The 20975-nt window shown below is 52.2% G+C and carries 13 protein-coding genes; 11 read left to right on the top strand and 2 right to left on the bottom strand.

Features of this window, described 5'->3' with window-relative positions:
- Positions 1 to 3 precede the first annotated feature (3 nt).
- The 5 genes from QQF73_RS08630 (at position 4) to QQF73_RS08610 (ending at position 11092) form a co-directional block, all read left to right on the top strand.
- Positions 4 to 6456: a non-ribosomal peptide synthetase gene (locus tag QQF73_RS08630; protein ID WP_285367870.1), complete on the top strand. Its 6453-nt coding sequence runs from the start codon at positions 4 to 6 to the stop codon at positions 6454 to 6456.
- An 80-nt stretch (positions 6457 to 6536) separates the two neighbouring features.
- Positions 6537 to 7325 carry a serine aminopeptidase domain-containing protein gene (locus QQF73_RS08625; RefSeq protein ID WP_285367869.1) on the top strand — a complete coding sequence of 263 codons (789 nt, stop codon included), beginning with the start codon at positions 6537 to 6539 and terminating at the stop codon, positions 7323 to 7325.
- A complete protein-coding gene (locus tag QQF73_RS08620) occupies positions 7285 to 8184 on the top strand; it encodes an alpha/beta fold hydrolase (RefSeq protein WP_285367868.1) in 900 nt (299 codons plus the stop codon). Before QQF73_RS08625 ends, QQF73_RS08620 begins: the two co-directional genes overlap by 41 nt.
- Positions 8185 to 8203: 19 nt before the next feature.
- Positions 8204 to 9349 carry an acyltransferase family protein gene (locus tag QQF73_RS08615; RefSeq protein WP_285367867.1) on the top strand — a complete coding sequence of 382 codons (1146 nt, stop codon included), beginning with the start codon at positions 8204 to 8206 and terminating at the stop codon, positions 9347 to 9349.
- Between the two features lie 207 nt (positions 9350 to 9556).
- Entirely contained in the window at positions 9557 to 11092 is a 1536-nt protein-coding gene (locus QQF73_RS08610; protein ID WP_219865862.1) for a golvesin C-terminal-like domain-containing protein, read from the top strand.
- A 61-nt stretch (positions 11093 to 11153) separates the two neighbouring features.
- Here the strand turns inward: QQF73_RS08610 and QQF73_RS08605 are convergent, their stop codons facing one another.
- Both QQF73_RS08605 and QQF73_RS08600 read right to left on the bottom strand, forming a co-directional pair.
- Positions 11154 to 12299, bottom strand: coding sequence for a DegT/DnrJ/EryC1/StrS family aminotransferase (locus QQF73_RS08605; RefSeq protein WP_219865863.1), 1146 nt, complete (start codon positions 12297 to 12299; stop codon positions 11154 to 11156).
- Positions 12300 to 12318: 19 nt separating this feature from the next.
- Positions 12319 to 13518, bottom strand: a complete 1200-nt coding sequence (locus QQF73_RS08600; RefSeq protein ID WP_285367866.1) for a glycosyltransferase family 2 protein — start codon at positions 13516 to 13518, stop codon at positions 12319 to 12321.
- Positions 13519 to 13581: 63 nt separating this feature from the next.
- Here QQF73_RS08600 and QQF73_RS08595 point away from each other — a divergent pair, with 63 nt between their 5' ends.
- The 6 genes from QQF73_RS08595 (at position 13582) to QQF73_RS08570 (ending at position 20960) form a co-directional block, all read left to right on the top strand.
- Positions 13582 to 14607 (top strand): polysaccharide deacetylase family protein, encoded by a 1026-nt coding sequence (locus QQF73_RS08595; protein ID WP_228743206.1) that lies wholly within the window; start codon positions 13582 to 13584, stop codon positions 14605 to 14607.
- Positions 14604 to 15746 (top strand): glycosyltransferase, encoded by a 1143-nt coding sequence (locus tag QQF73_RS08590; RefSeq protein ID WP_285367865.1) that lies wholly within the window; start codon positions 14604 to 14606, stop codon positions 15744 to 15746. The genes QQF73_RS08595 and QQF73_RS08590 overlap by 4 nt, the downstream gene beginning before the upstream one ends.
- A gap of 86 nt (positions 15747 to 15832) precedes the next feature.
- Positions 15833 to 17035, top strand: coding sequence for a polysaccharide pyruvyl transferase family protein (locus QQF73_RS08585; RefSeq protein WP_219865866.1), 1203 nt, complete (start codon positions 15833 to 15835; stop codon positions 17033 to 17035).
- A gap of 5 nt (positions 17036 to 17040) precedes the next feature.
- The gene (locus QQF73_RS08580; protein ID WP_285368289.1) at positions 17041 to 18192 is read left to right on the top strand and encodes a glycosyltransferase family 4 protein; all 1152 of its coding nucleotides are present in this window, start codon (positions 17041 to 17043) and stop codon (positions 18190 to 18192) included.
- On the top strand, positions 18189 to 19646 hold the full coding sequence (locus QQF73_RS08575) for a lipopolysaccharide biosynthesis protein (RefSeq protein ID WP_285367864.1): 1458 nt from the start codon (positions 18189 to 18191) through the stop codon (positions 19644 to 19646). The genes QQF73_RS08580 and QQF73_RS08575 overlap by 4 nt, the downstream gene beginning before the upstream one ends.
- 441 nt (positions 19647 to 20087) lie before the next feature.
- Positions 20088 to 20960 (top strand): polysaccharide lyase family protein, encoded by an 873-nt coding sequence (locus QQF73_RS08570; RefSeq protein WP_285367863.1) that lies wholly within the window; start codon positions 20088 to 20090, stop codon positions 20958 to 20960.
- The last annotated feature ends 15 nt before the right edge of the window (positions 20961 to 20975 follow it).

Genomic DNA, 20975 nt, shown 5'->3' with positions numbered 1-20975 from the left:
CTTATGAATACTGCCGTTCTGAATTACGTTGACCGACATGACCCCTTCCAGTTCGGTGAACTGGAAGGGGTCATCATCTCCACCGAATCCCAGCGAGAAGTCTGGCTGGCGGCACAGTTCGGTGAAGGCGCAAGTGCGGCCTTCAACGAATCGGTTTTCGTCAACCTACAGGGACAGGTCAACGAAACCGCATTGACCAACGCGCTGAAGGCACTTTGGGACCGTCACGAGGCCATGCGTGGGTGTTTCAGCGATGACGGGGAAGAAATGGTGATCTACAAGAATCGCCCTGCCCCGATCTACACACACGACTTTTCATCAAAGCCGCCCAATTTGCGAAATGAACAGATCGCGGCACTGGCTCGCAGCGCCGTTGTCGATGCGTTTGATTTGTTTAACGGCCCCCTTGCCCGAATGGACGTCATTCAGTGCTCCGCTTTGGAGACCCGCGTCCTGCTGACCCTACATCATTCGATCTGTGACGGCTGGTCGCTCTATATCCTCGCCAGCGAGCTTGGCAAGTTGTACTCCGACTTTGTTGAGCCATCGGAAACATCCTTGCTGGACCCCGCGCCAAGATTCAGCAACTACGCCGATTGGGAGCGCAGCGAGGATACCCGGCCCTTGCGGGAACAAAGCATCGACTATTGGACGAAACGTTTTGCCCAGGGAATCCCGGCGCTTGATCTTCCCTATGACCGACCCCGCTCATTCTCCCGAAGCTTTGATGCATTCCGGTTGGACAAAGACCTGCCCATGGAACTTCTGGGTGGTATGAAAACGCTGGCAGCGAGAAATAGCAGCACCATTACCACGGCTTTGATTGCAACGTTCGTCGCGTACCTGAATCGTATTTCAGGGTGCGAGGATATCGTCCTCGGTATCCCGTTTGCCGGGCAGATGGCAAAAGAAGAGCACAACCTGGTCGGCCATTGCGTCAATATTATCCCGCTCTACATCACTGTTTCGGGGGACGATTCATTCAAGACACTGCTCCAGAAGACCCAACAGAACATGCTCGAAGCGTTCGAGCACCAGTACCTGACCTACGGCACGCTTCTGAAGACCTTGGGGGTTGCCCGTGATCCCTCGAAACCGCCCTTGGTCTCCGTCATTTTCAATGTGGATCAGGCCAACGAATCGGATTTCCAGTTCTCTGGCCTGACGGCCTCGTTTCAATCCAATCCTCGCGCGTTCGAAAATTTCGACCTGAACCTCAATATTACGTTGTCGGATTCCGCTGCAGTAATGGAGTGCACTCACAATCTGCAGCTCTGGGATACCGAGACCATGGATCGCCGTATGGAGGAGTTACTGCTTCTCATGCGGGGTGTTCTCGACGATTCGGACGCCCCTCTTAATCGGCATAACCTGATCAGGAACGAGGACCTGTTGCTCTATCGCAGCCAGTGGGCAACGGCTTATCGCCCGTACGATCTTGAGCACACAAGCCTGCACGGACTGGTCGAATCTGCGGCAGAACGGTTCCCGGATCGGACGGCACTGGTGTTCGAGAACGTCGAACTGACCTACGGAGAACTGGATCGACAGGCTAATCGGCTCGCACACTGGCTGATAGACCGGGGGGTCATGACGGAAACGGTCGTCCCCATTCTGATGGACCGCTCCCTCGATATGCTGATCGCAATTAATGGCATTCTGAAGGCGGGTGGCGCTTACCTGCCACTGGATCCAGATCATCCCCACGACCGATTGGCGTTTATCCTGGAAGAGGTTGGCGCCCGCTTTGTACTGACACAATCAGCTCTCGCAGACCGGATTACCGCTGACGCTCAAGCCATCGCCCTGGATGCCGATGACATTGACCTGACGGAGTATCCAGAACGGCGCCCCGACGTGCCCTTTTCCTGCTCTCAGCTCGCCTACGTGATCTATACCTCCGGATCGACTGGAACACCCAAAGGTGTGATGCTGGAACACCGCTCTATCTGCAATCACATGCTATGGCTTCAGGAGACGTTTCCACTTGATGAAACGGACTCTGTGATGCTGAAAACCCCATACACGTTTGATGTATCGCTGTGCGAACTTTTCCTGCCTCTGATGGTGGGAAGCCGGCTGATCATTGCCCGCCCCGGAGGTCACAAGGATCCAGAGTATCTCGCAGCCCTGATTAACCAACACCAGATCTCTCACATTCATTTTGTACCTTCCCTGGCGTACCTGTTCCTTGATATCTGCAAGCAGTCCGACTGCCCCTCCATTCGCCGGTTCATCCTGGCGGGCGAAGCCGTCAGTACGGAACTGGAATCCCGGTTAACCGAAGCGTTTCCAGATGCCGAGTGCTGGAACCTCTACGGACCGACGGAGGCCGCCGTGCACGCCAGTCTGTGGCAATGCGGCAAAGAAATTTTTGCCCATACCGTGCCCATGGGGAAAGCACCGCCCAACACCCGGTTGTATGTGGTGAATAACCAGATGCAGCTGCTTGCTCCGGGCCTGGTTGGGGAGCTTCTGATTGCCGGCGTTCAGGTTGCTAGGGGGTACATGAACCGCCCCGACCTCACGGCCGAGCGCTTTATTGAGGACCCGTTCTCCGATGAGCCGTTCAAAGCCTATCGGACCGGGGATCTGGTGAAAATGCGTTCGGATGGGGTGCTTGAATACATCGGGCGAAACGATTTCCAGGTCAAGCTTCGAGGACTGCGGATCGAACTCGGCGAAATTGAATCCGTCATTCTCCGGTTCCCCGATATTACCCAATGCGCAGTTCTCGCTCGGGAAGATCGCAAGAATGATCAGCGCCTGGTCGCTTACCTTGTGGCAAAATCAAAGGTCGCGGATTCGCTCGCAGAGCTGAAAGCGCATATCGGGCAAAGTTTGCCCGACTACATGATGCCACAACATTTCATTCAGCTGACCGCTTTGCCCCTTACCTCCAGCGGCAAAGTGGATCGCAACGCGCTTCCCTTACCGGATCTCTCCATGGCGGCAGAGTCCGATTACGTTCCGCCAGCAACCCTGACGGAGTCCGATCTTTGTGACATCTGGTCCAGAGTACTTGGTGTTCCCACTTTGAGCGTGGACGCCAATTTCTTTGACTTGGGTGGGCACTCCCTTCTGGGGACACAAATGCTGGCTCAGATCAAAAGCCGTTACGGCATTACCCTGGGCCTGGGTAAGTTGTTCGAAGCACCGACGGTCCGAACGATGGCTAAACTAATAGATCAGGAACTGCAGAGTGGCCGGCAGGTGCAACAGATTCAAAAGCGCCAGCCAGATGCCACCGTTTATGCAATCCCCCAACAGCAGGTCTGGTACCTCTACGAAAAGATCGTCCCGGACTCCTATGCTTTTAATCTTCCAGCTGTGTTCCGTTTTCAGGGTGATCTGGATACCGCGGCGCTTGAGCGGGCCTTCAATACGATCCTGCAGCGGCATGAGATACTGAGGGCCAACTTTATCAATCCCGATGGCGAGGTACAGATACTCATCGACGAGTCCCGGTCAGTGTGCCTCGAACCACAAACCCTGTCGGACTATGGTGCCGAGGACCTCGAAACTCTGGAGCGGGCCCTGCGATTGAAAGTTGCCGAGAGTTTTGACGTAGCGTCAGGTGCCTTGTTCAAGGTCTGGCTGATCCGTATCGACGATCACGACCACATACTTTTTTTGATGATTCACCATCTGGTGTTCGATGGCTGGTCGTTCGATCTGCTCCTGAAAGAGATGTGTGCGCTTTACAACGCGTACAGCAAAGGACTGGGCAATCCCCTTCCCGCCCTGCCCGTTCAGTTCCAGGATTTCGCTCTTTGGCAGCGGGACTGGTTGCACAGCGATGCCGTTAATGACCAATTATCCTATTGGAAAGAGCAGCTGGCCGGAGAACTGCCGGTGCTGGATCTGCCAACTGATTTTGATCGACCGCTCACCCAGGCTCACCGATCGGAGGGGGTCAAATTCGACATCGACGAGACGGCCGTGGATGCACTCGAGTCACTTGCAACCCGGCATCAAACCACCCTTTTCATGGTCCTCCTGTCCCTTTATGTCCTGATGCTCCATCGATTCAGTCGACAGTCTGATCTGATCATAAATGTCCCGGTCTATGCCAGAAACCAGGACGAACTGCGTGACGTCATCGGGCCAATGATCAACGTGCTGGTCTGCAGATTCCGGCTGGCCGGGACCCAGTCTTTTGATGACATTGTGCAGCATGTAAAGGAAACCATTCTTAATGCCATAGACAATCAGGACGTACCTTTCGATCTTCTGGTGCGCACGATCAATCCGCCCAGGGATCCGTCGCGCAATCCGATTGCCCAGACATTATTCAATTATCAGGATGTACGTAACCGCCAAGACCAGATGACCGGCATCCATCGATCCCAGATCAACCTCGACCGGGTGGGAGTCGAGACAGACCTTGATGTCTGGTTCAAGAGACAGGTCAGCGGGATGCAGGCCGGTTTCGAGTACCCGATCGAACTCTTTAAACGCGAAACTATCGAGGCTTTAGTGACGAATTTTAAAGAAAGCGTTCTGGCACTTACCGAACAGCAGGATGATCTGGATCTTCGGCAAATGGTTGGTGCCACGGCGCAGGATCTGGAGCAAATTTCAGTCTGGAATAAGACCGACACCTCATGGAAGTTTGAACAGGGATTTCTCACCGACTTTGAACGGCAGGTTGCTGTTAACCGCGATAAACCAGCCTGCCAGGACGAACGTTCGAGTTACAGTTACCGCACGCTCGAACAGCGTGCCAACCAACTTGCGCGGTTCTTCTCCAACAACGGCGTTGGAGAGGGCGATATTGTCGCACTGCTGCTCGACCGGAATGTCGATTTGCCCGCAACCGTCATTGCACTCTGGAAACTCGGTGCCGCCTATGTCCCCCTGGACCCGGTTTACCCGGAAGAGCGGATCAGAGCCATACTCGGAGTCGCCCAGGCTCAGGTACTGGTGACTTACTCAGGTTACGCTGCTGCCCAGTCGGCACATGAGGGAAGAACTATCCTGTTGGATCAGGTGGCGTCTGATATTGCCGATCAGAGATCGGACACCGTTTCCACATTGCTTAAACCAGAGCAGTTGGCCTATGTAATTTTCACCTCCGGGTCCACCGGCATACCAAAGGGTGTGGAAATCAGTCACGGCGCGTTGCATAACTTTATCAAGGCCGTGGCTGTGGAACCCGGCCTCAACGCGGATGATCGGTTGCTAGCCATCACCACTCTGGCCTTCGATATTTCTTTGCTTGAGCTTTTCCTGCCACTCAGTGTCGGCGCGACCGTGTTTGTGGCTTCGGCAAACCAGAGTGCGGACCCTCACCAACTCCTCCCGCTGATCGCACAGCACAGCATCACGACCTTACAGGCAACTCCCGCAACCTGGCGTTTGTTGATCAACGCGGGGTTCAAGCCTCAAACCTCTATCAAGGGCTTGATCGGGGGAGAGAAGCTTCCCCCGGACCTGGCAGGAAGCCTGGTCGATCAGGGCGTTGAGCTATGGAATATGTATGGCCCAACCGAGGCAACCGTCTGGACCAGCTGTTACCGAATTCCAGAGGGTGAAGCCGGAACCTGGCCAAAAATCCTGATTGGAAGGCCACTGGCAAACACTCAGTTGCATGTTCTTGATGAGCAGGGCACCCCACTCCCTATCGGTGTCTATGGCGAGCTATGGATTGGCGGTGCCGGGCTCGCTAACGGGTATCGTGGCCAGCCTGAGCAAACAGCAGAGCGATTTCCCAAAGCTCCGGATGGCGAGCGGCTGTACCGCACCGGAGACAGGGCTCGCTGGACACTGGACGGCCAGATCGAGTTCGCAGATCGTCTCGATAATCAGGTAAAGGTGCGGGGATATCGAATCGAGCTTGGGGAAATCGAGATCAATCTCCGCGCCCATCCAAACGTCGCCGATGCGGCCGTTGTCGTCCAGAGTTTCAGCTCGGATGACCAGCGCCTTGTCGCGCATGTTACCTATTGCGGCGAAGAACAGCCTACCGGGAGTGAGTTGCGCAAACACCTCCGCAAGTTCTTGCCGGACTACATGATTCCGCAGCAATTTTCGGCCCATGAGGGCCTTCCGTTGCTGCCTTCAGGTAAGGTCAACCGGAAACTACTGGCCGAAGCCAATGGCAACCAGTCTCCAAGTCGTGTCGCATCCCATCGGGAACCGAGCGAAACCGAAGCACGCGTGATGGCCATATGGAAGGAACTACTCAAGCGTGACGAAGTGGCTCTGAACGATCAATTTCTTGACATAGGAGGGCATTCCCTTCTCGCGTTAAAGGTTATCGTAGATATTGAGAAAGCCTTCGGTGCGAGGTTAATGCCGCAGGACCTTTGGGTGAATACACTGGAGCAACTAGCCAACCTGATCGACCAGAAACAGGCTTCGGTGAAAGCCGAGTCCGGGGCGCAGTCAGATAACAATAAACCCATGAAAACCGGACGAGGTATGTTCAGGCGACTTTTCGGTGCATCGTGATGGCTTCGGTTCCTCTTGGTGCTCCCAACAAGTCGATAAACGTTCCTCGTGCCAAATTGCAGTGTGATCGGGAGAGCATATTGGAAGCGTTTTACTTCGGTCCGTCTGAGAGCTATCTGTTCGGGGCGTTCCACCCCAGACAGGGTGCCAGCCGCAATGAGGCCATTGTCCTGTGTAATCCATTCGGCCAGGAGTATTTGAGGGCGCACAAGTCCATACGACGACTGGCGATTAATCTGGCAAGCCTCGGCTACCCGGTGCTTCGGTTCGACTACCGGGGGACGGGGGATTCCGCGGGTGATATTTCCGGCGTATCCGCCGATCAATGGGTAACCGACATCGGACACGCCATCCAGGAACTACAGGACATGGCCGCGGTACCCAGGGTTGCCTTGATAGGACTGCGACTGGGGGCCTTACTGGCGGCAAAGGCAACGTTGGAGAACGATCAGGTCTCCCGTCTGGTAATGTGGGATCCCGTCGTTGATGGCTCAGCCTATGTTGAGGGCATTCGGTCCGCAATTGTTGATGCCCAACCTCTTGGCAGCCGATCCCGAATCATCGCTTCGGATGGAACCCTGCATTTCAATGGCTTTTGTATGCCGCCACTTTTTCAAGAATCCATCTCGAGCTGGCATCTCGAGGACTTGGCACCCCGGGTCGGGGTTCCTATTGCACAGATCATGTCTCATGAATCCGAGACCTTCGCTCAACTGAAACGTTTCCTGTCCAGCCAGCCGGGCTTTTACTCAGAACTGGCCCCGGCGCCCCACGACTGGAACTATGTTGATCACGTCGGAGGAATTCTGTGGCCAAAGCCGGTGATCGATGCGATCGAGCAGTATTTCGGCCGGACAACCTCTTCATAAAGGGAAGATCATGCGAGAACGGGTAGTCACAGTTGGAGATCATCTGCCTCTGGTGGGCATCTTCTGTGAACCAGACGCCGATCGGGTGTCGGATTCCAAAACGGCCGTGATTTTACTGAACTCAGGTGTTATCCACCGGGTTGGTTCCTGCCGCCTGTCGGTATCGTTGGGGCGGGCGCTGGCCGAACACGCGGGCATAGCCACATTTCGGTTCGATTTTTCCGGTATTGGTGACAGTGACGCACGGCGGGGCACCTTGACCGCGAACCAGTCGGCGATTGAGGAAGTGCAGGAAGTGATGGATTACCTCGGGAAATGGAAGAAGATTGACCGCTTCATCCTCTACGGCCTCTGCTCCGGGGCATTCGCAGCCTACCGCACCGCCATCGCTGACGAACGGGTTCTAGGCACAGTGCAACTGGACGGCTACTGCTACACGACCTGGAAGAGCCATATGATGCACTATTCACCGAGGTTGCTCTCACCTACCCGATGGCTGACCTGGCTATTACGCAAACTAGGTTTGCGGAAGGTCAAGAAGGGGGTGGAAGTTTCAGGTATCGAAGAGCAGTTTTTCGAGGTCCCGGATTTTGCCAGTTACCCGCCGAAGGAAGACGTACAACAAGGTCTCAAGACCCTGAATGATAGGGGGTTGGATATGCTGTATGTGTTTCTTGGCAACGAACACTACAAATACCACAAACAGTTCGAGGACTGTTTCGACGACGTATCGTTCAAAGACAATCTCACCGTCATTCATCGCCCCAATGCAACGCACATCCTCTCGGAACCAGAGGATCGAAGGCGTGTCATTGAGGCAATTACGGACTGGGTAAACGAAAAATTGCCAGCTTATTGAATGGGTTACATTAAAGGCCATGGAAACAGCAACGCAGGCGCCCCACCAAACCAGATCGGAACTATCTGCCCTAACCTCTCTGAGGGGGATTGCCGCGATTCTAGTGATGTGCCATCACTTCATGTTTGTCCTGCTCCTCGACATCGGCCGAATAATCCCATCAAAACTCTTCTACAAATCCTACCTGTGGGTTGACCTGTTCTTTATCCTCAGCGGTTTCGTACTTGCCTATGTCTATCAGAACCATTTCCGTGCAGGCGTTGACGGCTCAACCTATCGAAGGTTTATGCAGACCCGGTTTGCACGGATTTACCCGTTACACCTGTTCGTCCTGCTACTGTTCGTCGGGTTTGAAAGCCTTCAATGGCTCCTGAGCGTGCTTGGCGCCGAGGGCATGAATAATCTGACCGAACCCTTCACCAGCGACCAGAGTGCGGACACCCTTCTGACGAACGTGTTCCTGGTGCAAACGCTACACTGGAAGGCTTACTGGAATCAGCCTGCCTGGTCCATCAGCGCCGAATGGATCATCTATTTTTCGCTTCCTTTCCTGATGCGCTGGCTGCTCCCAGTTGCCCACAGAAGCCCCGCTTTCCTGACTGGCCTTGCACTACTACCGCTGGCCATCATTGAATGGAATTTTGGCGACCTTGGCCTTGAATACGCGGGATGGCCGATGCTGGTCCGCTGCCTGAGCGAGGCGGCATTGGGTTTGATGTTATTCCGATGCTATCAAGTGGGGCTTTTCAGTGACTTTGCCTCCGGCCGGCTTCTTATGCCGGCCTTGGCCGTGAATCTGGTCCTGCTTGCACTCCCCATCCCCGGCGTGATTTCCGTCGCCGGGTTTATGTGGCTGGTACTCTGTGCGGCCAGACTACCAGGCTCTGAACCGCACTTACTGAATCACCCGGCACTGGTCTATCTAGGCAAAATTTCCTACTCAATTTACCTCGTACACTGGTTCATCATGGACTTGGTTCGAGAAAGTATTGTGTTTTTTACGGGGGTGCCCGTGAGCGAGGCGCTGTCTTTCTCTGAGCAGCTCATCGTTATGGCAGGGCTAACGCTGATTGTCCTGGGACTGTCACACCTAACCTACCATCTCCTCGAAGCCCCTATGCGGGATCGGCTCAAGCCAAGGCGTATCGCATACAATCCAACCTGAAAGATTGTCAGGAAAACCGGATGCTCCGGCAAAATTCTTTTCGCGAGCATCAAGGACTGGCTATGACAGTATTTGGAAATTCTATTTCTTCATCAAAACCCATTTTATAAAAGTAGAAAAACTAACCTACATATTTATTTATCACAGCCCTGTGCCATGCTTCAGTGAATTACCCCGCACTTTCTATTTAGGTCTGAGGATGCTCTCATGGTCAGAAATAATAGGATTTTACTTCTGTCTATTTCGAGCTCACTGTTCGCCGGTTGTGCCATTCAAACGCCCTTAGACGTCGAAGAACTTGGTCCCCCTGCGGCAGGTGACCTCTCTGAACACATTATTGACCGGGAGGATATCGGCTTTTACGCCGACGGCGACTGGAGAATATCAAGTTCTATTTCAGGCTATCAGGGCAGTGACTATCTGATCGTGCCTCCCGGTCAGGGAGACAATGTCGCGACCTGGAACTTAAACATAATCAGAACCTTTGATATTTACGCAAAGTGGTCGTCAACACCAAGACGTGGATCGAATGTCAAATACACTGTCCACCACTTGGACAGCAGAAACAACCTGGTAACAGAGACGGTGATCGTCGATCAGCGAGAAAACGGGGGCGAGTGGTTCAAGCTTGGTACTTACCGAATGTCGACTTTAACCGGGCGGGTAACCGTAAACGACGATGCGGATGGTTACGTAATCGCCGATGCCGTTCTTTTCAGGGAAGTAGGGATCTCTGGCGGCGAAGTAACCGATGACTCGGATGGTGATGGTATTCCTGATGAGTGGGAACTCACCTATGGACTTGATCCGAACTCTGCCGCAGACGCCGATCTCGATCCTGATGGCGACAATCTGACCAATCTCGACGAATTCCTGACCCTGACTGATCCCACCGATTCAGATACGGACGGCGATGGTTCTCCGGATGGTTATGAGGTTTCCGTCGGCCTCGACCCAACGACCGACGATTCAGGTGCCGACTCGGACAACGATGGCTTCTCCAATTTAGAGGAGTACACCGCCGGAACTGACCCGAATGACGCCTCTAGCGTACCGGACACTACTTCTGTTCTGGTGACATGGACTCCACCCACTCAGCGTACCGATGGTAGTCCTCTAAGCGAGAGCGATATCGCCCAGTATGAACTCTCCTATCAGTTGGCCGTGGCTGGAGCGGAGATAGTCGTTGACAACGAATCAGGCAATTTTATGAGTTCAGGAGGCGGACGGACCTCAAGCAGCTATGGCGGATTTATTGGCAGCGACTACTTCATCATGGAGCCGGGTTCCGGAGAAACCGCAGCGGAGTGGCGCGTCACAAACCTGGTTCCTGGAACCACCTACGAACTCTACGCCCATTGGGTGTCGTCAGGTCTGCGCGCGTCCAATGCGACTTACGAGTACACCTACACAGACAGCAGTGGCAGTGAGACTACCGATGCCGCAACCGTTGACCAACGTGAAAACGGCGGTTCGTTCCAGTTGTTGGGCACCTTCACCACAAACGATGTCGGGGTCGTTGTTCGGATCGATAACGACGCCGATGGTTACGTAGTTGCCGACGCGATAAGAGTGAATGCAGAGGGAGCTCCGGCGCAAACGCAAATAATAGAGCCTACCGGAACCAACAGCTACCTGGTCAAAGACCTTGAAGCAGGCGAATGGCAGTTCAAGATCAGGGCAATTGATACCGATGGTGTGGCTGGAGAATACTCAGGTGTAGAAACGAGTATTGTCCAGTAACTGAAATTGAAGGTGGTGATATAGGCGAGACGGCCAGTCCCTGCCTCATGGCCCTTTGGACTTAGTTCTCGTATAAACCTAAAAGGATCCGGGCTACCAGGGCCACGTCATCTGCCTTGACATCTTCGTGGCATGGCAGGGTTAACAATCGGGAAGCAAAATCCTCGGCAACCGGGAAATATCCGGAGCCACAGAGGTCTTGCAAGCCTTCGATTTTCGCCAAAGTCTGCCCATAAAAACGACTTGCGCCAATTCCTGAGCTATTGAGTGCCCGGCAAGCCTGGTCACGAACATCTTCCGTTGGCGCGAGCAAACCATAGCGAATCCGCGGGTTTTGAACTGAGGCGCCCTCTCCTTCCAGTTTTTTCCAGCCGAATTGCTCCAAGGGCTTTAACTCTCGATCATAAAGCGGATAAGTCAGGGGCCGAGAAAAAAAATCATCAATTCCCGCAAGAACCATTAACTCAGACATTGCAACTCGACATATCGCGGAACATTCCTGATATTTCGTGTCGCCGATGTTTAAAAAAGGAAGTTTTTCCAAGACAAAGAAAGGGTAACGGGCCATGAGCAGGTGAAAGAGGCGCCGTTTGAGCCGCCAAATCACTCCGGCTTTGGCTTTTAGCAGTGGAAATCGTTCGATAACGTCCCTCGCGTCTTTTTCGAGTTCAACCCTGACCAGCAGAGCCCCTCCTCCCATCAAGTTAATCGGTTTTCCCCTCCCAAAACTGACTACAACGGCATCTGCCCAGGGGTTCTCAGTGCTCGCCGGAGGAAAGCACTGGGCGGAGTCCTCAATCAGGAAAAGCTCAAGGTCATTGCAGATTTTCGCAAGCACCTCAAGACGTTCCGGAAACCCAAGCAGTCCCGCCGCCACCACGGCAACCGTTTGGGACGTCACCGCACCTCTCACCTGAGATTCGTCCATGACACCGGTGTCGGGAATGAGATCAGCCAGAACGGGCTTTCCCCCATTAGCCACAATTGCTGCCACCAAATCAGGGCAGCCATACGCTGGAATAATGACTTCAGGAGGCGAAATCGCCGCCTTTCGGGAAACGGCCAGGGAAATAGCCATTGCGAGCGCCGCAGTTCCAGAACTGGTGAATTCGGCACGGTAATCGCGATGCCAGGGAAACTTTTCGGTTGTCGACACAGCATCTGGATTCGGGATCCGGCTGCCCACCGGTCTTAGCTTGCCCAACATAGACCTACCTTCCGAGTATCTAACGTTTCGAGGGAGTCCACACTGTCATCCTTCGACCAGTCAGGAAGGAGAGAGTCGCCTGGGCTATGGCAAGGTTAACCTGAACGAAGAAATACGGGATCTTTCCCCAGGTCTTGCCCCTTACTGTCGGAACAAAACGCGCCAAAATGACCAAACCATAGAACGCAATTTGACCGAGAAGCGCCACGAAATAGGTAACCCCCTCGCTCGACAAGAGCAAAGAAGTGCCGAGCAATAGTAGCTGAAACCACGGCACTGCCCAGCGCATGACTTTGTGCCCAAAAACCTGGAACGAAAAAAGTCCATAACGTTTTGGGTTCAGCACTTCCAGGTGCCGACTCAGGGCCGTAAGCCCCCGGATTACTGTCCGTATCTTCCTCTGATACTCTCGAGACGGATCACTGACATCCTGGTAGAAGCCAAGAACATCCGGCGCGGTAACTGCTACCAGCCCCTTTCTCACGCAGTTTAAGGCGGTGTTAAAATCACTGGGAGAATAAATATCCCAGTCGCGCTCACAGACTTCTTTTCTGGCTGCGAAGAAAGAACCACTCAGGCCCACAACACCGCCCCGGTCAGACTCAAGCCCACGCAACCACATCTCGTAGCGCACGTAGGCCCCTTCCCCAACGATACTGCCGTCCCGACTGAAAAATCGGTCCTCGCTCGAGACCGCGCCGACAGCAGGGTCCTTAAAATATCGAACGAGTTTGTGAAGCGCATCTTTCGGAATAGAGGTGGCAACGTCGGAGAACACCAAGATCTGGCCGGAGGATTTCAGGATTCCCTGCAACTGCGCATGCTCCTTACCCTTTCGCTCCTCCGCGCGGGCAAGCAGAACGTTATTTTTCTCATAATCCCCTACGATTTGATCGGTAGCATCGGTAGAGCAGTCCGAAGCGACCAATATCTCGAGGTTGGGATAATCGATTTGCAGACAGTTTTCGATTTTTTCACGTATTCGTGATTCTTCATTGTGGGCAGTCACGATGAGGGAAACCGCTGGAGACTCGTCTTCCGGGCTGGACCGCTTGTGACCGGTGTGTTTTCGTTTAGGGACCAGAGCTAACAGGAGGGGATAAATAAAATAGCTGAACGAAACGCCGAAGACGGCCAACCAAAACAATAAAACCAGCATAGCTCTCAATCCCTGTGCACCGGCATTAATGACAACTCCGCCTTCTACTGGCAGAATCATGGTTACAGACTATACAGGGACGATAAAGCCAACACCACTGGTGGCTTTCAAGGAGGCATGGTCTTGGCCTATTTACGCTCTGCTTTGAAATTTTTGGTCATTGCCGCTCTCGCTGTTTATGGCTGGCTGAGAGTGAAGCTGGCATCTGAGCCAATACTGATCATCCTGACGTACCACCGGATCCTGCCTAAACATCATCCCGACCGTGAGTTTGAACAACCGGGAATGGTGACGGCGCCAGAGGTATTAAGGCGCCACATCCATCTTATGAAATCTCTCGGGGCCATCCCGATACATCTCGACGAGTGGCTGCGGCTTCGCGCAAGCGACCGGGCATTGCCGAAGCTTTCCGTAGCCCTGACGTTTGATGATGGCTGGAAAGACAACTTCCAGTATGCCTACCCTATCCTCAAATCAGAGAATGTGCCGGCAACAGTTTTTTTGGTGACGCGCCTTGTCGATACAAACGACGTTTTCTGGCCGGAGAAGGTCCTTAAACTGCTTACTTCAAAGCCCATCAATGAGGCAGGGCCTGAATACCAATGGCTCACCCCGTACTTGCCGAATGCCCAGTCTAATCAATCGCCGCTGACACTGTATCAGGCTGACCAGGCTATAAACCGACTGAAGAGCCTTGATGACGCCACGATCATGGCCCACCTCAGTGAGGCCAGCCAAAGATCCCCGTCCTCAGACGCCAGCGGAGACGGCAGGTCGATACTGAATCGTCAGGAACTAACGGAAATGGCCTCTGACGATCTTGTTCGCTATGGCGCTCATACTCAGCATCATTTCCGTCTTAATCGTCTTGATAATCCCGCCACGCTGAAGCGAGAGATTCTTGGATGTCTGGATGACTTGAACGAATTCGGGACGGGAATAGTGCCCATTTTTTGTTACCCCAATGGGGACATTACCGCTGAAGGCAGGAAGCTGGTAGAAGATCGCTATCGAGCGGCCTGTACCACCAAGACAGGGTGGAATCTCGGAAACCGCGATCCGTTTGACCTACACCGATTCAATCTACATGACGGAAACAGTGGCAGTGCCCGACACTTATTGGCCACGATCGGTCGGGGAATTTTATGAAAGCTATGAACATTCCCGGCGTTGTCACTCATGTCGTATCCGGAGACCTGTGGGCTGGCGCCGAAGTACAGGTCTTTAGCCTGTGTCGGGCATTGAAGGCATCCAACGAACTAAACCTGACGGCTATCGTTTTTAACGAAGGCATACTCAGTCAAAAGCTTCGCGAGCTCGGCATCCCAGTGGACCTGGCTGACGAATCCCGGCTGAACGCCCTCCAGATGATCCAGGTAATACGGGATCACTGCCGGAAATATCAAACACAATTGCTGCACACCCACGGGTTCAAGGAAAACATCCTGGGGATAGTCGGCAAAGATCTCGCTCATGTCCCTTACTCAGTCCGAACTGTCCACGGCAATCCGGAATCCGCGTTTAAATTGAGCGCCCCCCACAAATGGTTGATTCACAAGCTTGATCATTTCCTTGGCCGGTTTAGGCAGCAGGCTGTTGTAGCCGTGTCGACACAGTTAGAGGAACGTCTCTCGCCGGTATTTCCCGGCAAGGTACACAAGATATTCAACTTTGTAGATGTCGAAGCTATCCGGGCTCAGTGGCCGAAATTGGTCAGGCAAGCTGGGGAAACAAAACGGTTAGGGATCATTGGCCGTCTTACTCCGGTAAAGAGAGTGGATCTGTTCATCAAAACAATTGCCCTCCTTAATCGGACGGGCGAAAACTGCAGAGGGATCATCATCGGAACCGGGCCGCTGGATAGTGAACTGCGGGAGTTGGCTGAAAGCTTGGGGGTCACTACAAAAATTGAATTTAGAGGCTTTGTGAACCCCGCATTTACGGAACTAAGAACGCTTGATGCCCTTCTGATGACATCGGACCACGAAGGTCTGCCGCTGACCCTGTTGGAAGCCCTCTCGCTTGAGATTCCGGTTATCGGGCATCGAGTAGGCGGAATACCCGAAGTGCTCGATCAGGGAGCATGTGGTTGGCTCGTGGACGAGCAAACACCGGAAGCCTATGCGTCAGTTACGTCAATGGCCCTCAACGCCTGCGAGGAGCGCGCGCGGAAATGCCAGAGAGGATTGGCACACGCCACCGGCATTTTTGGAAAGCAATCGAATACAGAAAAGTACTTGGGGCTCTACAATAGATATACAGGCCTGAGCGAGTTTGAAGCGACTTAAATACCGATCCAGGGATTTACACTACCCGGAAGCTCCGAGAGCGACAAGGATCGTTAACTTGTTTGTGAATTACAGAGTATAGGGAAATGCCAAAAATTCTCATGTTATCGGACATCACTGGACTCGGACCCGATTACCATGTCGGGGACGAAGCAATGGCGCAGGTGGCTATAGAACGCCTCGGCAAGTTGGTAGGAAAGGAGAACCTGATACTGGGCTGCGCCAGTCCCGCCCAGGTTCCGGAAACCTATGGAATTCGCGCCTTTGCGTTCTACCACATAACGGACAACCAATTCAGAAGCATGCTCTGGACCAAACCACTGTCCTATTTCAAAGCCTTTGCCATGAACGTATACCAGGTGGCGCGTTGCGACAAAGTCCTGGTGTGCGGTGGCGGGAATATGACGAGTGTCTGGCCTGGGGTTCTTGAGGCTCGGCTGCGGCTTCTGAAAGTCGCCAATTTTTTCAAGAAAGACGTCATCCTCGTCAGCCAAACGATCGGACCCTTTGAACAGCCACACAGAGAAGCCGTCGATCGGGCTCTGCGCAAAGCAAAATGGATCGGTGTTCGGGACATCAACTTTTCCCACACGCAAGTCAGCTCACCGGTTCACTTTGCTCTGGATGATGCCTGCTATCTGGAGAAACGTCACAGCGAGTACAGCCGGTCAATCAGCGCCGATAGCGGTGACTTCGCTTGTATCTCCATGCGGAAATTTGGGGACATGGATGACTCCGACGTTCTCCGAGTGGCTGCAGCCATTGAACAAGCCGTTCGGTCGCATAACCTAAATAGTGTCTTTATTCCTCACCATGCGCCCATGGGTACCAAGGGTGACATCGCGCTGGCGAATCAAATAAAGCATTTGTGGAAGAAGGAGAGCTTCCACCTCGTGGATCCCATACCTCTGGCATCCGAACTAAAGGCTCTCACCGCAGACAGTCAGTTTGTTATATCCATGCGGTACCATCAGCTCGTATTTGCCCTGTCGATAGGCGTCCCAGCGGTCGGAATTTATGTTGATGAGTATACCCAGGCAAAACTTACGGGGTCTTTTGAGGCCCTGGGGCTAAAGCCATTGGTTACATCCATAAATCACGTCGATGACAATCTGGACGCCTTGGTGTCCGAGGCTCTTGAATCCCGGGAGAGTTTCGAAGCCGCCGCTCACAAGATTCAGCAGGAAGAAAAAAAAGTCAGCGAGCGCCCCTACCGATTACTCGCAGATGTATTGGAGGAACCGCTCGCCGATTCCATCGGGAAGCCAACGGAGGCAAAGGGCTCGTGACAGGAATGATGGTTCTTTTTCACTGTGAGTCGAACCCCGGGTATGCAGCATCAAGCCATGAACACACGTTCCTAGATGTTGCGAGGAATCTGGCGGGCGATATTCAAAACGTGCATTACGCTTACTCAGATTTGACCGGCGGAATGACCTCTTCACTGCCGGCGGAGCTGACCAATATCCTTCACCTTGATACACAGTGGTCAGACCCCGATCAACTCAGGAGCATCGAATCCTATGTCAGGAAACACCGGATCCAGCGCCTCCTCGGATTTGATCAGCCTGTCTCACGTCCGATGTATCAGGCGCTTCGGAAGGGCGGTGTAAAAACCTTCGTATCATATTGGGGGGCGCCAATGAGCTCACTAAACAGCGGCCTAAAACTCTTCCTAAAAAAGCTCGAGGTTTCAACCAAACGTTACGGCCCCGATCACTATGTTTTTCAATCTGACGGAATGCGTGATACCGCTGTTAATGGTAGAGGAATCCCCTTCTCGAAAACCTCCATTGTTAAAACCGGAATAGACACTCGGAAGTATGCACCGGACCCGTCAAGACGTTGGTACGCCCACGAATGTTTTGACATACCAAGGGACCGAAAAATCGTTGTATTTTCGGGGCATATGGAAAGAAGAAAGGGTGTGCACGTTATCCTTCAGGCCGCAGAAATCCTGACCCGCAAGCTAAAACAAAAGAACGTTCAGTTCCTTATCCTCGGAAACCGACCGGGAGAGCGTGAGAACTTCCTGGAATATCTGCAGGACCCTGAGGTCAATGAACACATCACCTTTGGCGGATACCGGGCCGATGTACCTGACCTCCTAAAGAGTTGCTCCGTTGGGATGATCGCCTCAGTTGAATGGGACTCCTTCCCTATGTCTTCACTTGAGATGGCGGCAACCGAATTACCACTCCTGGTATCAGATCTTCCGGGGTTGAATGAAGCGGTAGCATCAGACACTGGTAGAAAATTCCCTGTTAACGATCATGTCGCGGCAGCAGAGCAACTGAATACTCTTCTCAATCAAACAGAACTTCTCGAGACCATGGGAAGTAAAGGCCGAGAACGTGTCATCAAACATTACTCCCGAACCGCTCAAGCGAAGGGAATAATCAATATTTTCAGAGAACTGGAACGCGAGCAGGAGCTTGTGTTGTGAGCCAAACCCAACAAATGGTCAAACACTCAACAATCTACGCTGTCGGAAATATATCCAGACAGCTTGTTGGGTTCTTGATGCTCCCAATCTACACAAGTTACTTAACGCCTGCCGACTATGGTGTTATTGGCCTTTTAATATTCTTGGTAAGCCTTTTTGAAATTATTTTAGGTGGCCACATGTTTCAGGCCGTACCGAAGTTTTTTCACGAAGAAGATAGTCGGAGACGAAAAAACTCCGTAGTCACTACTGCTTTTTTGATCACCTCTTTTTTCAGTGGTTTTGCCTGCTTGATAATGGCCAGTTTTTCAACTCCCCTATCGTCACTCGTATTCGGAGACGAAAAATACAGCATCTACATAATCATCTTCTCCGCATTGATACTTACCCATGCCTTAGAGCAATATAGCCTCACCTATTTACGAATAGTTAAAAAGCCATGGACCTTCTTTAACTTTAGCATGGCTAAGCTTGCCCTCCAGCTAAGCCTGAACATTCTGACAATCGTTATATTAGACTGGGGCCTAATGGGCCTTGCACTAAGCAGCCTTATATCTTCAGTCATTATATCTATTACCTTAACGACCTACACGATATATCATACCGGCTTCCATTTAACAAAATCTCTGGCCGTTAAAATTTTAAAATTCAGCTGGCCATTGTGGATATCAGGCCTCATTGGACTTTATATTGGTTCATCCAACCGTTATTTTATCCGTATATTCTCGTCCCTGGATGATGTGGGACTTTTCGAATTAGCATCAAAATTCGGTGCGATTGTAGGTGTCCTAGTCTGGAGTCCGTTCTCGCAATACTGGCAAACTGAGCGCTTTGCCATTGCCAAAACGGCTAACCCCTACCCCTCATACTCACTGGCATTTCGGATGATCACTGCACTCTTGCTGGTTTCAGGCATCAGCGTAAACACATTCTCGACGATAATTATTCAGTTTATGTCTGCCCCGCCATTCCACCCTGCAACTGACGCCGTCCCGTTTCTTGTACTGGCGGGGATTTTTCAAAGCTTGACGATCTTCAACAACTTCAGTTTTATGTATCGAAACCGAACTTTCGAGCTCACCAAGAATAACATCGTTACCGCGGCCTTTATTACCATATTCTATTTCGTTTTAATACCCGATTATGGTTTCGTTGGGGCGTCAATTGCGCTGGCAGCTGGCTCTATTGTCCAATACGCGTATGCACTACATATTGCAAATAAAATCTATCCTATGAAGATAAACCAAAAATCATTGCTTACCGGCATTGTGGCATTATTGCTAGCTGAAATAGTTGACCAGTCCTTTATTAATCAAGATTTATCTATCCCTTCAATATCCAGTAAAATTTTACTTGCAATAACATTCTCACTAGCAGTTCTTTTCTCACTGTTTGAGAAAAATGAACTCTCAGGATCGAAAGACTATGTAATAGGATTTTTCAAGAAACATTAACTGATTCTTCTGTAGCGCTCAATTAAATACTTCGAAAAGTTTCAAATTCTCCCATTCCGGAGACCGAAATGACCATTACGTAGAGTCGTAATATTGTCTGCACTTACGTAGTACTCGACACCAAATGATTAGCATTTTGGTAATGCTCTTTTAATGATGACAATTCCTTAATGACCGATTACTAGCCAACTTCACCGATAAACGCCCCACACAGACTCGGTTAAAAACAAGAGGTTATATGAAACCGTCTTTTATACGACTCAGATAGTGAGATTTCTATTGTCCGGGAGAACCAGAACGAACAATTAAAGTTGCGACGGAAACCAGAAAATTTATTGCTCCGACTAAAGGACAATCAGCTATAATTGTTCCAACGTCAAACCGCGTTTCTGCCTCTGCATCAGACACGCCTCCCAAGTCCGCAACATGGAGAGAGTTAACATGAAACACTCCAATGTTTTCGTCCAAACAGCGGTACTTTCGCTGTTAGTGGCCCTTTCCCTTCCCGCTTACTCCTGGACGCGAGCTTTGACTTTCGAGCAAGGGGCGATCGGTTCCAAAGCGCAGAGCGGCAGTGATCAGGATTTCGATGACGCAGCCGGAGGATCCTACATTACCGACGAGCGGGTTCTGACTGGCAGCAAGGCCGCTAAGTTGACTGTGACCGGAGGCTCGACGGCCTTTGGTGAGTGGGGAGGGATCATCAATTACCCGGAGTTGTTAAGAAAGGGCGATGAAGTTTGGTTCAGCGTCAACACCTATTTTCCCGAGGGATTCAACTACGACTCAACCGGCGGTGGCGGTCACCTGAAGTTTCTCAGGATTCATGCTCAGAAGAGTGATGGTTCCAACTCCGGGTACAACGACTGGTACATGAACCCGGAAGCATCCACGGTTCCCCACAAGTTTATTTACGAAGGTCAGCAACAATGGTTTGAATTCGGTGCGCCCTCGGATGAGGTCCAACGCGGACGGTGGGAAACCTATGAGATGTATATCAAATTTGATAATGTTCCCGCCGACCAAGGCGGAACTGCCGTCGTTCGGGTATGGAAAGACGGAAGGCTGCTCCGGGAAATCACGGGGGCTGAAACGCTGAACAGCTCTTCCGACACGTCTGACCGGGCTCATCTTTTCACATACTGGAATGGCGCAGCGCCCAAGACGCAGTTCATGTATGTAGACGATATCGTGGTTACGTCGGATACGCCTTCGAACCGAGACGCTAGCGGCAATCCAATGGTTGGCGGTGCCAGTAGCGGTGGCGGGGAGCCAAGTGTTCGTCCAGCGGCACCACAGCTCAACGTGGAATAGACCATTTCAAGAAAG

It is taken from the genome of Marinobacter albus, from assembly GCF_030238305.1.
Taxonomy (GTDB): Bacteria; Pseudomonadota; Gammaproteobacteria; order Pseudomonadales; family Oleiphilaceae; genus Marinobacter; species Marinobacter albus.
This window is presented reverse-complemented; position numbering and strand designations above follow the sequence as displayed.

Excerpts from the sequence above, each read along its gene's own strand:
- QQF73_RS08620 (WP_285367868.1), top strand. The coding sequence starts at position 7,285 with ATGCGATCGAGCAGTATTTCGGCCGGACAACCTCTTCATAAAGGGAAG.
- QQF73_RS08580 (WP_285368289.1), top strand. The coding sequence starts at position 17,041 with ATGATGGTTCTTTTTCACTGTGAGTCGAACCCCGGGTATGCAGCATCA.
- QQF73_RS08610 (WP_219865862.1), top strand. The coding sequence starts at position 9,557 with ATGGTCAGAAATAATAGGATTTTACTTCTGTCTATTTCGAGCTCACTG.
- QQF73_RS08600 (WP_285367866.1), bottom strand. The coding sequence starts at position 13,518 with ATGATTCTGCCAGTAGAAGGCGGAGTTGTCATTAATGCCGGTGCACAG.
- QQF73_RS08605 (WP_219865863.1), bottom strand. The coding sequence starts at position 12,299 with ATGTTGGGCAAGCTAAGACCGGTGGGCAGCCGGATCCCGAATCCAGAT.
- QQF73_RS08615 (WP_285367867.1), top strand. The coding sequence starts at position 8,204 with ATGGAAACAGCAACGCAGGCGCCCCACCAAACCAGATCGGAACTATCT.
- QQF73_RS08630 (WP_285367870.1), top strand. The coding sequence starts at position 4 with ATGAATACTGCCGTTCTGAATTACGTTGACCGACATGACCCCTTCCAG.
- QQF73_RS08590 (WP_285367865.1), top strand. The coding sequence starts at position 14,604 with ATGAAAGCTATGAACATTCCCGGCGTTGTCACTCATGTCGTATCCGGA.
- QQF73_RS08585 (WP_219865866.1), top strand. The coding sequence starts at position 15,833 with ATGCCAAAAATTCTCATGTTATCGGACATCACTGGACTCGGACCCGAT.
- QQF73_RS08570 (WP_285367863.1), top strand. The coding sequence starts at position 20,088 with ATGAAACACTCCAATGTTTTCGTCCAAACAGCGGTACTTTCGCTGTTA.